Origin of the sequence: Phaeobacter sp. JH20_29 (assembly GCF_048056175.1) — a bacterium.
Taxonomy (GTDB): domain Bacteria; phylum Pseudomonadota; class Alphaproteobacteria; order Rhodobacterales; family Rhodobacteraceae; genus Phaeobacter; species Phaeobacter bryozoorum.
The window spans coordinates 16275-29130 of the sequence record NZ_JAYMWO010000011.1 but is presented as its reverse complement, the minus strand read 5'-3'; the positions used below and the strand labels follow the sequence as shown (position 1 = coordinate 29130).

Annotated in this window: 14 protein-coding genes; 2 read left to right on the top strand and 12 right to left on the bottom strand. The window is 59.7% G+C overall.

What is annotated here, in order from left to right:
- Positions 1-17: 17 nt before the first annotated feature.
- The 10 genes from VWZ85_RS07635 to VWZ85_RS07590 all read right to left on the bottom strand — a co-directional run bounded on the left by VWZ85_RS07635 (position 18) and on the right by VWZ85_RS07590 (position 8407).
- On the bottom strand, positions 18-479 hold the full coding sequence (locus VWZ85_RS07635; protein ID WP_340544209.1) for a molybdenum cofactor biosynthesis protein MoaE: 462 nt from the start codon (positions 477-479) through the stop codon (positions 18-20).
- 3 nt (positions 480-482) lie between these two features.
- The gene (moaD, locus tag VWZ85_RS07630; RefSeq protein WP_416536399.1) at positions 483-728 is read right to left on the bottom strand and encodes a molybdopterin converting factor subunit 1; all 246 of its coding nucleotides are present in this window, start codon (positions 726-728) and stop codon (positions 483-485) included.
- Positions 728-1399, bottom strand: a complete 672-nt coding sequence (gene pgsA / locus VWZ85_RS07625) for a CDP-diacylglycerol--glycerol-3-phosphate 3-phosphatidyltransferase (protein WP_416537158.1) — start codon at positions 1397-1399, stop codon at positions 728-730. The genes moaD and pgsA overlap by 1 nt, the downstream gene beginning before the upstream one ends.
- Positions 1400-1563: 164 nt before the next feature.
- Positions 1564-3453, bottom strand: a complete 1890-nt coding sequence (gene uvrC / locus VWZ85_RS07620) for an excinuclease ABC subunit UvrC (RefSeq protein WP_340544204.1) — start codon at positions 3451-3453, stop codon at positions 1564-1566.
- Between the two features lie 314 nt (positions 3454-3767).
- On the bottom strand, positions 3768-4544 hold the full coding sequence (locus VWZ85_RS07615; protein WP_416587655.1) for an SDR family oxidoreductase: 777 nt from the start codon (positions 4542-4544) through the stop codon (positions 3768-3770).
- A gap of 35 nt (positions 4545-4579) precedes the next feature.
- On the bottom strand, positions 4580-5524 hold the full coding sequence (locus tag VWZ85_RS07610; protein WP_340544200.1) for a calcium/sodium antiporter: 945 nt from the start codon (positions 5522-5524) through the stop codon (positions 4580-4582).
- Entirely contained in the window at positions 5521-5718 is a 198-nt protein-coding gene (locus VWZ85_RS07605) for a hypothetical protein (RefSeq protein WP_340544199.1), read from the bottom strand. Before VWZ85_RS07605 ends, VWZ85_RS07610 begins: the two co-directional genes overlap by 4 nt.
- Positions 5699-6496, bottom strand: coding sequence for a S49 family peptidase (locus tag VWZ85_RS07600; RefSeq protein ID WP_340544198.1), 798 nt, complete (start codon positions 6494-6496; stop codon positions 5699-5701). The genes VWZ85_RS07605 and VWZ85_RS07600 overlap by 20 nt, the downstream gene beginning before the upstream one ends.
- Positions 6497-6719: 223 nt before the next feature.
- Positions 6720-7481, bottom strand: a complete 762-nt coding sequence (locus VWZ85_RS07595; protein WP_340544197.1) for an ABC transporter permease — start codon at positions 7479-7481, stop codon at positions 6720-6722.
- On the bottom strand, positions 7478-8407 hold the full coding sequence (locus tag VWZ85_RS07590; RefSeq protein ID WP_340544196.1) for an ABC transporter ATP-binding protein: 930 nt from the start codon (positions 8405-8407) through the stop codon (positions 7478-7480). Before VWZ85_RS07590 ends, VWZ85_RS07595 begins: the two co-directional genes overlap by 4 nt.
- 195 nt (positions 8408-8602) lie before the next feature.
- Between VWZ85_RS07590 and VWZ85_RS07585 the strand changes: the two genes are divergently transcribed.
- Complete coding sequence (locus VWZ85_RS07585; protein ID WP_416540752.1) at positions 8603-9259, top strand: NAD(P)-dependent oxidoreductase; 657 nt, start codon at positions 8603-8605, stop codon at positions 9257-9259.
- Here VWZ85_RS07585 and pobA read toward each other — a convergent pair.
- Positions 9256-10437: a 4-hydroxybenzoate 3-monooxygenase gene (gene pobA, locus VWZ85_RS07580; protein WP_416537154.1), complete on the bottom strand. Its 1182-nt coding sequence runs from the start codon at positions 10435-10437 to the stop codon at positions 9256-9258. The two genes, VWZ85_RS07585 and pobA, sit on opposite strands and share 4 nt — an antisense overlap.
- Before the next feature lie 90 nt (positions 10438-10527).
- On the opposite strand from pobA, the gene VWZ85_RS07575 reads away from it, so the two are divergent.
- Positions 10528-11400 (top strand): helix-turn-helix domain-containing protein, encoded by an 873-nt coding sequence (locus VWZ85_RS07575; protein WP_416587652.1) that lies wholly within the window; start codon positions 10528-10530, stop codon positions 11398-11400.
- 107 nt (positions 11401-11507) lie between these two features.
- Here VWZ85_RS07575 and VWZ85_RS07570 read toward each other — a convergent pair whose 3' ends face one another.
- Positions 11508-12854, bottom strand: coding sequence for a S41 family peptidase (locus VWZ85_RS07570; protein WP_340544191.1), 1347 nt, complete (start codon positions 12852-12854; stop codon positions 11508-11510).
- Positions 12855-12856 lie beyond the last annotated feature (2 nt).

Here is a 12856-nt window from a genome sequence, read left to right as displayed (position 1 = left end):
GGGCGCAGAACGCCGGGTCAGTCCCAACGGGTCAGGGCATCTTCATCGCTGTCTTTGGCCTCGACCCAGTTGCCCGAACCGTCCTGTGTCAGCTCTTTCTTCCAGAAGGGCGCGCGGGATTTGAGGTAATCCATCAGATATTCCGCCGCCTCAAAAGCATCGGAGCGGTGGCGTGCGGCAGTGGCGACCATCATGATCTGCTCGCCGGGGACCAGACGTCCATGGCGGTGGATCACCAGCGCATCGGCCAGAGACCAGCGCCGCAGCGCCTCCTCCGTGATCTGCCCGATCGCACGCTCGGTCATGCCGGGGTAATGTTCGATCTCCATCGCCACCATGTCGCCGCTGTCCGACCCGCGCACAACGCCGGTGAACGTCACGATGGCGCCGGCATTGGCGCCGGACGTCGCAACATCTGCCGCAAAGCGCTGGCTCTCCTCGCCCAGGTCAAAGGTGGCCTCCTGCACTGCGATCCGCATGGCTCAGCCTCCGGTCATCGGCGGGAAGAACGCCACTTCGCGCACACCCTCCAACGGGGCATCGAAATCCGAGAGGTCCTGATCCAGCGCCACACGAAGCGCCGACAGGTCGGCAAATGCGGCCGCATAGCGCGGATCCCGGGCGCTCAGCTCGCCCACCAGCTCGCGCACGGTGCCGGCAGTTGTCTCGATCTTTTCCTTCGGCAGGCCGATACGTTCGCGCACCCAGGCGAAATAGAGGATATCCATCAGCGGGTCTCCTTCAGATGTGGCAGTGCTTTACGCATGTAGTCAGCGCCGGTGATCAGGGTCAGCGCGGCCGCGATCCAAAGCAGCCACAACCCGAGTCGGCCGGTCCAGATCATGCCCTCGAACTTCCAGCGCAGGCCGAATTCATCGCTGATCTCCCCCATCATGATCTGATCCACAATCACCTGATCCATGCCAAAGGAGGACATGACCAGATAGTGCTCAAAGATCCCTTGCGAAAACAAGGTGGCGATCGCGATCATCTGCGCCGTGGTTTTCCATTTCGCCAGTGACGTCACCTTGAGCGTGCCGGCCGTATCTCCAAGAAATTCGCGCAGGCCCGAGACGAAGACTTCGCGAAACAGGATCACCGTTGCAGGCAGGACCAGCCAGGGTGTCCAATGCTCGGCAGCATATCCAACCAGGATCATCAGCGCGATCACCACCATTGCCTTGTCGGCAATCGGGTCCAGCATCGCGCCCATCTTGGTCTCCTGCCCCCAGGAGCGTGCCAGATAGCCATCAAACCAGTCGGTTATGGCCGCGCTGACAAATAGGATCAGCGCAAACCAATCGGCATAGGGGCGCGAAAAATAGAGGAACATGATCGCGAGCCCCGGGGCTGCCACCAGTCGCAGGAGGGTGAGGATATTGGGAACAGTCCATTTCATGGCTGCACACTAGCCCGCAGTTTCACGGGTGGAAAGCGGAACAGATGAATTTTCCGTCGCGAATGGTCACATCTACGAGGCTGTTTTTTGACCAATAAGTCAGGACCTTGCCCGGCCCAACCAATGGTTAGGCGCCAATGGCACCCGACGGCCGGTTTGCGTGGCTACCCCTGCCCGTGAAAGTAATCATAGATCCGCTGCGCCAGCGCTGCCGAGACCCCCTCGACCGCTTTCAGGTCCGACAAGTTGGCCCGGCTCACCGCCTTTGCGCTGCCAAAATGGGTGAGCAAGGCGCGTTTGCGCGCGGCACCAACCCCCGGCACCTCATCCAGCGGGGTCGCGCCGATGGCTTTCGCCCGTTTGGCACGATGGGTCCCGATGGCAAAGCGGTGCGCCTCATCCCGCATCCGCTGCACGAAATAAAGCACGGGGTCATTGCGCTGCAAAGCAAAGGGCGCTTCGCCGAGACGGTGAAACTCTTCCTTGCCATGATCGCGATCAACCCCCTTGGCGACGCCGATCATCGGGATGTCTTCGACGCCGTGGCGGGCCATGATCTCGGCAACGGCGCTGACCTGACCGGCGCCACCGTCGATCAGTAATAGATCCGGCCAAAGACCTTTGTCACGGTCGGGATCTTCTTTCAGCAGGCGTGAGAAACGTCGGTTCAGCACCTCTTTCATCATGCCGAAGTCATCGCCGGGGGTCAGTTCTTCACCTCTGATGTTGAACTTGCGATAGGCGTTTTTCATGAAACCCTCGGGACCTGCGACGATCATGCCGCCGACGGCATGGCTGCCCTGAATATGCGAGTTGTCGTAGACTTCGATCCGCTGGGGTGGCCCATCAAGGCCGAAGGCTTCGGCCACGCCGCGCAACAGTTTCGCCTGCGTCGCGCTTTCGGCCATGCGGCGGGCCAGAGATTCGCGAGCATTGCGCACAGCACCGGCAACCAGTTCCGTCTTTTCCCCGCGCTGTGGCACCAGAATTTCGACGCGACGCCCGGCCTTGTCGCTGAGCGCCTGTTCCATCAGGTCGCAGTTCTCGATCTCATCCGACAGGATCAGCTGCCGGGGCGGTTCCTTATTGTCATAGAACTGGCCGATAAAGGCTTCCATCACCTCCGCCGGGGAGACATCGCCGCTGGTGCGGGGATAGAAATCCTGATTGCCCCAGTTCTGATTGGCGCGGATGAAGAACACCTGCACGCAGGCCTGTCCGCTGTCGAGATGCAGGCCGATCACATCGGCCTCTGCCACACCACGGGGGTTGATGCCCTGGGACGTCTGCACCTGAGTGAGCGCCTTGATCCGGTCGCGCAGGGCAGCGGCGCGCTCAAACTCCATGGCCTCGGATGCGGCGGTCATCTGCTCGGCGAGTTCCTCCTGGATCTTGGTCGAGCGACCGGACAGAAAACGTTCGGCGTCCCGTACGGATGCGGCATAATCCTCGGCCGATATCTCACCGGTGCAGGGCGCAGTACAGCGCTTGATCTGATATTGCAGACACGGGCGGGTGCGGCTTTCGAACATGGCATTGCTGCAATTGCGCAGCAGAAATGCCTTTTGCAGCTGATTGAGCGTCCGGTTTACGGCGCCCGCACTGGCGAAAGGTCCAAAGTAGCTACCTTTCTCACGCCGGGCACCACGGTGTTTCTTGATCTGGGGAAAGGCATGATCCTTTGCCACCAAAATGTTCGGAAAGCTTTTGTCGTCACGCAGCAGCACATTGTATTTTGGCTTCAGCTGCTTGATCAGGTTCTGCTCCAGCAGCAGCGCCTCGGTTTCGGTCCGGGTTGTCAGGAACATCATCGAAGCGGTCGCCGCAATCATTCGTTCGATCCGCGGCGAATGACCGGGACGAGAGTAATTCGACACCCGCGCCCGTAGATTGCGCGCCTTGCCGACATAGAGCACGCGGCTTTCGCTATCCAGCATCCGATAAACACCGGGCGAGTGGTCCAGTGTCTTCAGGTACTCCTGAATCACGGCATACCCCGTCAATGCCGGGGAAGATGCCGTTTCGGATGGGGTGTCGGGCTGATGGTCTGTCATGTTTCGAGATCTATGATTCCCGGGGCTGGTCTGCAATGTTAGCGCATCGGGATCAACAGCGAACAAATCCACCGATGCTGTGGATAAGTCTGGTAGTATCTTATGGCTATCCGCGATTTTTCCTTATATTCGGCTGATTTCCAGCGTTTGCCTAATAATTAGGCACTATCATAAGTTATTGATTTCAATCGTAAAATTTTCCAATTGCTGACAAGTTTATGATTCCAAAAGGAATTTTGTAACGGATTTACGACGCGTTGACGCTACGTGCACAACTTCGCCGCTACCACTTTTGAACCAGGCCGCAGAGCCCCTTATTCCAACCCCACAACGTCGGGTGTTTCCCAGCTGAGATGCTGACCGCTGTCGATGCAGATCAGCTGCCCGGTGACCGAGGGTGCGCGCAGGAGATAGGCCAGAGCCGCGCGGATATCGGCCGGGTCAGCGCCGCGCTGCAACGGTGTATTTGCACATTGACGGGCAAATTGGCTCTCGCTCTGACGCGGGCCTTTCAGCGTTGGGCCGGGACCGATCCCGTTTACCCGGATGTGCGGGGCGAGCGCCTGTGCGCTGGTCCGCGTCAACGTCCAGAGGGCGGATTTTGCCAGCGTATATGTCATGAACTCCGGTGTAAGCTTGCGCACACGCTGATCGATCAGATTGATGACAGCGGCAGAAGCCAGCGGTCGCCCCTCATCGTCCATCTGCTGGGGCAGGTCCTGCGCGGCCAGCTGCTGTGTCAGAATGAACGGCGCGCGCAGATTGCTGTCCATGTGACGATCCCAGCTGCTGCGGGTCGCCGTCTCCAGGCTGTCGTGCTCAAAGATTGACGCGTTGTTCACAAGGCAGGTAATCGGACCGCCCAGAGCCTCGGCAGCGGCGGGTAGCAGGGCGGCTGTCGCCATCTCCTGCAGAAGATCGGCCTGCAGGGTAACAGCCATGCGCCCCATGGCGCGGATCTCTTCCGCCGTGCGTTCCGCCGCATCTGCGGAACTGGCGTAGTGAACGGCGACGTCATAGCCGCTCGTAGCCAATTCAAGTGCCATCGCGCGGCCAAGTCGCTTGCCCGCGCCGGTTACCAATGCCCGCATCTTGCTCTCTCCTCATCTGCCTGTTTGGCAATGAGTTAGAACAGCTGCACCAGGTAGACCACATAAACCGCCGATAAAATCACACCCCAGGTGCGGGTGATGTCCATTTTGAGAAAAACAAACGGCACCAGCAGCAGCGATGAGGCCAGCATCACCCAGAGATCCACCCGCAGGAAGGAGGGATCAACGCTGATCGGGCCGACAAAGGTGGCAACGCCGACAATTGCCAGCAGGTTGAACATGTTGGAGCCGATCACATTGCCCAGTGCCACATCCGCCTGCCGACGCAGTGCAGCCATGACGGTGGTTGCCAGCTCCGGCAACGAGGTGCCTATGGCCACCAGCGTGAGACCGATCACCGTTTCGGTAACGCCATAGGTCCGCGCGATGATCGACGCGTTGTCGACCAGCAGATCGGCCCCCAGCGGCAATCCGACCAATCCGAGGAACAGGTAGATGCCGATCCGCCAATAGGGCATATCGGGATCCGCCTCATCAATCTCGTCGAGGTCACTATCCTTGCCGTTGCGGCGATGGGCGCGCGCCTCGCGGAAGGCCACGCCCAGAACAACCGACAGCGCGCCCAGCAGGATAAGGCCAGACCAGACCGTGAAGGTTCCGTAAAACGCCAGCGCAATGAACAGAACCGATGCGATCAACATGAACACATAGTTCTTGCGGGTATCGCATTCGCTGGTGTGAAGCGATCGCATCAACGCCGGGATGCCGAGAACCATGAGGATATTGGCCGTGTTCGAGCCAACGACGTTGCCAAGGGCGATGCCGTCGGCATTGTCTCCGACAGCCCGGATGGAGATCAGCATCTCAGGCGCCGAGGTGCCAAAGGCAACGATGGTCAGGCTGACGATCAATGCAGGCACTCCGATCCGCAGGCTGAGGTTCACCGCACCCCGTACCAGCGCGTCCCCTGCCAACAGCAGGATGACCAGCCCAAGTCCAGATAACAGCCATGGCATCATTGCCGAGGCCCTCCATTCTTTTTGCAGGCACAGGGGCCTTTTCCGATCTTGAAGCGTCCGCAGCTGGCGCAGCGCCGCGAGGCCAGGCGCTTTTGCCCGGGCATCCGCAGCTTGCCGAACATCGCCAGCACAGCCATCACCACAAGAAACAGGGAAACGATTTTGAAGATCACGTCAGAGGCCAAACCGCGCATATTCAGCGCGTTCCTCGATACCGTTCAGCGCATCCTGCGCCATCTGCATACCGATCCGGCCCAACAGGGGCTTTTTGATGCCATAGCGGCGGAACCGCACCTTGTCGCCGAAACGGGCCTGCATCTTAGGGCGCAGATGGCCGATGCCATCAATCAGCCCCAGCGAGACCGCACGTCGTCCCAGCCAGATTTCACCGGTGTAGAGATCTTCGCTGGTGTCCAGTTTATCGCCGCGGCGATCTTTGACATGGGCGATGAAATTGTCGTGGATGTCCCCCAGAAGCTGCTTCAGACGCTTCACGTCCTCAGCGTTTTCCGGGCGGAAGGGATCGAGCATCGATTTGCTGCGGCCCGCTGTATAGACCCGCCGTTCGACACCCTGGCGGGCCAGAAAGACATGGGCGCCGAAGCCAGCCGATATCACCCCAATCGATCCGAGGATCGAGCTTTCGTCGGCCCAGATCTCATCCGCCGAGGCGGCCAGCCAATAGCCCCCGGACGCGGCGACATCTTCGACGAAAGCGATAGTGGGAACTTTCAGTTCTTCGGAGAGGCGACGAATGCGGGCACCAATCAGGGCGCTTTGCACCGGCGAACCGCCGGGCGAATTGATTTCAAAGGCGACCGCTGCCGGCTTTCCCTTTCGAAAGGCGCGCTCCAGCACCGGTCCAAGAGTGGCATCATTCAGCGCACCGCGACCGGCCATGCCAATGGCGCCATTGAGGCGCACAACAGCAACCAGCGGAGGCTTGTTCAAGAAAGGCAATCTCAGGTTCATGGCGCCGATGTAGAATGCCGACTGCCCTGAAACAAGGGATGGCACCGGAACGAGGCGAAAGCAGCAGCAAAAAAGCCGCGCACCTTGGGTAAAATTGCAACGTTCGCCACATACGTGCGGAATTAACCGGGCTTACCTTCCCTTGGGGCAGCGATGTTGCGGCTGCCCCAAAGCCGCGCGGCGGGCGGGTTATGGTCCTAATCTGCCGCGCGGTTACTCGGGGTCAGGCGCGGATCCGCCAGCCGGTTTTGAAGATCCACCAGATCACCGCCAGGCAGAGCGCGGTAAAGCCGCCGATGGCCAGAAGGCTGAGCCCGACCGGCACGTCAGAGGTTCCGAAGAAGGACCAGCGAAAGCCGGAAATCAGATATACTACCGGGTTGAACAGGGTGATTTTCTGCCAGATCGGCGGCAGCATCGAAATCGAATAAAAAGACCCGCCCAGGAAGACCAGAGGCGTGACAATCAGCAGCGGCACCAATTGCAGCTGTTCAAAGTTTTTCGCCCAGACCCCGATAATGAATCCCAGCAGCGCAAAGCTGACGCAGGTCAGCACCATGAACAGCACCATGGCGAGCGGATGCGCAATGGTCAGATCGACAAAGAGCGAGGCCGTCAGCAGGATCACCACACCGATAAACAGGGCCTTGGTGGCGGCGGCGCCGACATAGCCGATCACGATCTCAAGGAAGTTCACTGGCGCCGATAGCAGCTCGTATATAGTGCCGATGAACTTTGGGAAATAGATCCCGAAAGAGGCATTGGAGGTGGCTTGCGTCATCACGCTGAGCATGATCAGACCCGGCACGATGAAGGCACCGTAAGGCACGCCTTCGACCTGGTCGATCCGGCTACCGATGGCGGCACCAAACACCACGAAATAAAGCGAGGTTGACAGCACCGGCGACAGGAAGCTCTGCATCAGGGTGCGAAAAAATCGCGCCATTTCAAAGCGGTAAATGGAGGCGATTGCAGTCCAATTCATGTCGGTTCTCCTGAGACCAGCCCGACGAATATGTCCTCGAGGCTGGATTGCCGGGTCTGCACATCCGCCAGCGTCAGACCCGCGGTAGCCACGTCGTTCAGCAGGGCAGTGATGCCGGTCCGCTCAGCGTTGGTGTCATAGGAATAGATCAGGCCTCGGCCATCTTCTGTCAGGGTCACACCATAGCCGCTGAGACCTTCCGGCACGGCTGTTAGCGGTTCTGTCAGCTGCACCTCCAGCTGCTTCTTGCCAAGCTGCGCCATCAGCTTGTCCTTGTCCTCGACCAGCAGGATCTCTCCGTTGGTGATGACTCCGACCCGATCCGCGATGGCTTCGGCTTCTTCAATGTAGTGGGTGGTCAGGATGATGGTGACACCGCCGCGTTTTAGCTCTGCCACGACGTCCCACATATCCTTGCGCAACTCCACGTCCACCCCGGCAGTCGGTTCATCCAGAAACAGGATGCGCGGCTCGTGGCTGAGCGCCTTGGCGATCAGCACACGGCGCTTCATGCCGCCGGACAATTCCTTGATCTGGCTCTTGCGTTTGTCCCAGAGCGACAGCTTGCGGAGAATATCCTCCAGCAGCGCATCATTGCGCGGCTTGCCAAAAAGCCCCCGCGAAAACTTGATCGAATTCCACACCGTCTCAAACGGCTCAAGGTTGATCTCCTGCGGCACCAGCCCGATCAGGCTGCGCGCGGCCCGAAAGTCTTCGATGATGTCGTGACCGCCCACCGACACCTTCCCGGAGCTGGGGGTGGTGATGCCGCAAACGGTCGAAATCAGCGTCGTCTTACCTGCGCCATTCGGCCCCAGAAGGGCGAGGATCTCCCCCTTCTCGATCTCGAGTGAGACCCCTTTGAGCGCCTGAAACCCACCTTCGTATGTCTTTTCCAAATCACGGATAGATAGGATGGCTGACATTGCTGCCTCCCTTAAAAGTAAACTGATCAGTTCAGTGCACGTTAGCGTCCAGGTCATCGGATCGCCAGCGTGGAATGCAGGCCAAATGTTTGCCTGCGCGCAATATTTTGTGCGTTTTTGCACTGCACCAAATATCTTGACGTGAAGATAAATAATCGATACCCACTATCTCGATATCAAGATAAAAGGTTTGAAATGGATATTCTTCTCTTTGGGGCGACCGGCGATGTCGGGAGTGCGACCCTGCAACAGGCCATCGAACGCGGCCATACCGTGACCGCCGTCGCCCGTCATCCGGAACGGTCAGGCCATAGCGGCGACGCCCGGGTCACCGCCGTTGCGCTGGATGTTCTGTCCAGTGCAGACCAGCTGGCGGGGCTGGCCCGGCAACACCAGATCATTATCAGCGCCCTCCGCCCGCTGCCCGGGCAGGATGCACTGCTGGTGGATCTGACCAGGGCGGTCCTGAATGCCGCCCGCTCCGCCGGCATCCCTGCCCTCATCACCGGTGGCGCCGCTCTGTTGAAGCTTGCAGATGGCAGCGGCGAGACCGTGCTGAGCGCACCTGGTTTTCTGCCCGAAGCGGTGCGCCCGATCGCGGAAGCCTGCGCTGCGCAGGATCAGTTACTGGATTCCACACCGGATGTGGATTGGACCTGCCTGCGCCCGCCAGCGATGCTGCAAGAGGGACCGCGCAAGGGGCGGTACGCTTGGGGAACCGACACTCTGGTCACCGATCACGAAGGCCAGTCACAGATTTCCTTTGCCGATTTCGGCGGTGCGCTTATGGATCTGGCGGAACAGGACCACCGGCCGGATAAACGGCTGACAGTGGCCTGGGGTAGAGCCTAATAAGGCAGGCCGACATAGTTTTCCGCCAGAGAGGCCTGGGCCGCATCGGAGGAAAACAGATAGTCGAGATCGGCCTGTTGTAATCGTACATCCGCCGGCGACATGTCGGGGAACCGATGCAGCAGGTTGGTCATCCACCAGCTGAAGCGTTCCGCCTTCCAGATCCGCGCCAGTGCGCGCTCTGAATAGCTGTCCAGCGCGCCGTCATCGCCGCGCTGGAAATGATCCGACAGCCCCTCGAACAGATAGTAGATATCAGATGCTGCGAGGTTCAGCCCCTTGGCCCCGGTGGGTGGCACGATATGCGCCGCATCGCCTGCCAGAAACAGCGCACCGTAGCGCATCGGCTCTGCGACGAAGCTGCGCAGCGGGGCGATGGATTTCTCAATCGAGGGGCCGGTTTTCAGACTGTCCGCAACATCCGCAGGCAAGCGCCTCTTCAACTCCTCCCAGAATTGCGCATCGCTCCAATCCTCGACACGGTCGGTCAGCGGCACCTGGATGTAGTAACGGCTCAACTGTGCATTGCGCATCGAGCACAGGGCAAATCCGCGTTCATGGCGGGCATAGATCAGCTCAGCCGTTGCGGGCGGCGTCTGTGAGAGCACGCCAAGCCAGCCAAAAGGGTAGACCTTCTCATATTCACGCAGCACATCCGCTGGAATTGAGCGACGGCTGACGCCATGAAACCCATCCGCACCGACGATGAACTTGGTATCGATCCGGCGGGTTTCGCCCTGCAACTCATAGGTGACATAGGGTTGATCCGACTGGATATCATGAAGGGCGACATTCATCGCTTCGTGAATGATCTGCCCGCCCATGGCATCGCGGGCGTCGTAGAGGTCGCGCGTGACCTCGGTCTGGCCATAGACCATGACGGTTTGACCGGCGGTTCTGCCCGAAAGGTCGATCCGGTCCAGACGCCCCTGATGAGCAATGTGAAATCCGTGATGAACCACGCCTTCGCGGTCCATACGCGCATTGGCTCCTGCCCGGCGCATCAGGTCCACAAATCCATGTTCCAACACACCGGCACGAATGCGACCAAGCACATAGTCGCGGGTCTGACGCTCAAGCACAATCGTGTCGATACCGGCCCGGTGCAGCAGTTGCGAGAGCAACAAGCCAGACGGGCCGCCCCCTACAATGACCACCTGTGTTGTCTGGTTCGGCATTCCGGTTCTCTCCTGTTCGCATCCTTATCTTGCCCGGAGAAGGCAGGGTTGCGAATAGACCCTACCGCCGATTTCTTGTATATTTCGCACATGAGCGAAGAATACGCTATCAATACCTACTCCCTGTTTGGAGAGCATGGAGAGCTGGCAGACCTTCTGCATATCGAGAGCATCGAGGCGCGTTCCTCGCTGCATGATTGGGCTTTGAAACCACACCGCCACGCGCGGCTGCACCAACTGATCGTGCTGATGCGGGGCAGCGGTGAGGCTACCCTGGATGGCATCGCTCAACAGTTGACACCGCCTTGCGTGATCAATGTGCCACGCGGTGCGGTGCATGGCTTCCGCTTTGACAGTGACACCTGCGGTTGGGTGTTGACCCTGACATCAGACCTTATTGATCAGGTACTTGATGACATTCCCGATGTCCTGACCACGCTGGACCGCGCAACCATCACCCCGCTGGATGCGCCTCTGGAGCGCCTTGTCGAGAGTATCCGGGACGCCTATGAAACCGATGGATTTGCGCGCCGCCAGATCCTGCGCGGGCTTGTCGGCGCGCTTACCGGCACTGTCGCGCAGTCTATCGGCGCCTTGCGATATCGCAACGCGAGCCCCAAGGCCCACCAGCTGTTTGCGCAGTTCGAAACACTGGTGAACCGGGATTTCCGCAAACGGCGTCAAGTGAGCGACTATGCGCGCGAACTTGCCGTTTCGACAACACACCTCAATCGGATCTGCCATCAGGCTACCGGTCAGCCAGCCTCGCAACTTATCAGTGAGCGGATGCTGCGCGAGGCGCGGCGACTTTTGATCTATACCGCGCTGAGTGCGGCAGAAATCGCCTACGAGCTGGGTTATTCGGACCCGGCTCATTTCAGCCGCGTGTTTACCCGGGGCACCGGGCTGCCACCACGCCGGTTTCGTCGCGATATCATTGCGGGAAAACCGCCCCGCGCGTGAGCCGCCCCGCCCTGGCCAAACCCCATTTGCGATCAAGATGGTCAAACTGAAACCGCCCCGGAACAGGTCCGGGGCGGTAATCATGGGTCATATCTGCGAGGTGGTGTTTACTGCTGCTCCGGCCCCAGCTTCGACAAGCCTTTCAGAATGTCGATGGCATAGGCCAGCTGATAATCCTCTTCGCGACGTTCGGCAGCGGCCTCGGCCTTGGCGCGGTCTTCTTCGATCTGGCGGATTTCATCCTCGGAAAGGCTGTCATTGTTCAGACGTCCGCGCAGGTCGGCCTCCGAACGGGTCCGGCGTGCTGCGGATGCCTTTTCGTCCTCCTCCTCGGTATCCGGGGTGCGTCGGGGCTGTTCCACGACGATATCGGGTGAGACACCCAAGGCCTGAATGGAGCGCCCGGAGGGTGTGTAATAGCGCGCCGTGGTCAAGCGCATTGCGCCCTCCCCTTTCAGCGGCATCACCGTCTGCACAGACCCTTTGCCAAAGGATTTGGTGCCGACCACGATCGCGCGGCGATGGTCCTGAAGGGCACCTGCAACGATTTCCGATGCAGACGCCGATCCACCGTTGATCAGCACCACAATCGGTTTGCCGTCCACAAGGTCGCCCGGCGTAGCGTTAAACCGCTCGCCGTCCTCGGGGTTACGACCGCGGGTCGAGACGATCTCACCGCTGTCGAGGAAGCTGTCGGCCACCTTGATCGCCTGTGTCAGAAGGCCACCGGGGTTGTTGCGCAGGTCCAGAACGATCCCGTTGACGTTATCCATACCACCGGCTTCTTCGAGCTGTTTTTTCAGCCCGGCTTCCAGGTTCGGCGTGGTCTGATCGTTGAATGTGGTCAGTCGCAGCACGACAGTGTCGTCTTCGGTCCGCGCCCGCACCGCTGTCAGCTTGATCGTGTCGCGGATGATCGAGACGTCAAACGGCTCCGCCTCGCCTTCGCGCACAACGGTGATGATGATTTCGGAACCAACCGGCCCCCGCATCAGCTCAACCGCATCGTCCAGCGAAAGGCCAAGAACACTTTCGCCATCCACATGGGTGATGAAATCACCGGCCTCGATCCCGGCTTCATCCGCCGGTGTTCCATCGATCGGAGAGACAACTTTGACAAAGCCCTCTTCCTGCGTGACCTCGATCCCGAGACCGCCGAATTCACCACGGGTCTGCACCCGCATCTTGGTGGCATCGTCGGGCGACAGATAGCTGGAATGCGGATCCAGCGAGGCCAGCATTCCGCCAATGGCGGCTTCGATCAGCTCGGTCTCATCGACGTCTTCGACATATTGCACGCGGATGCGTTCAAAGATGTCGCCAAAAAGATCCAGCTGTTCATAGACGCTGGCCTCTCGGCTGCCTTCCTGAGCCAGAAGCGGCTCAGCTACATAGGTGGTGGCAAGGATTCCTGCCAGCGTGCCGCCCACCGCGGCCATCGCAAATTTTCTCATGA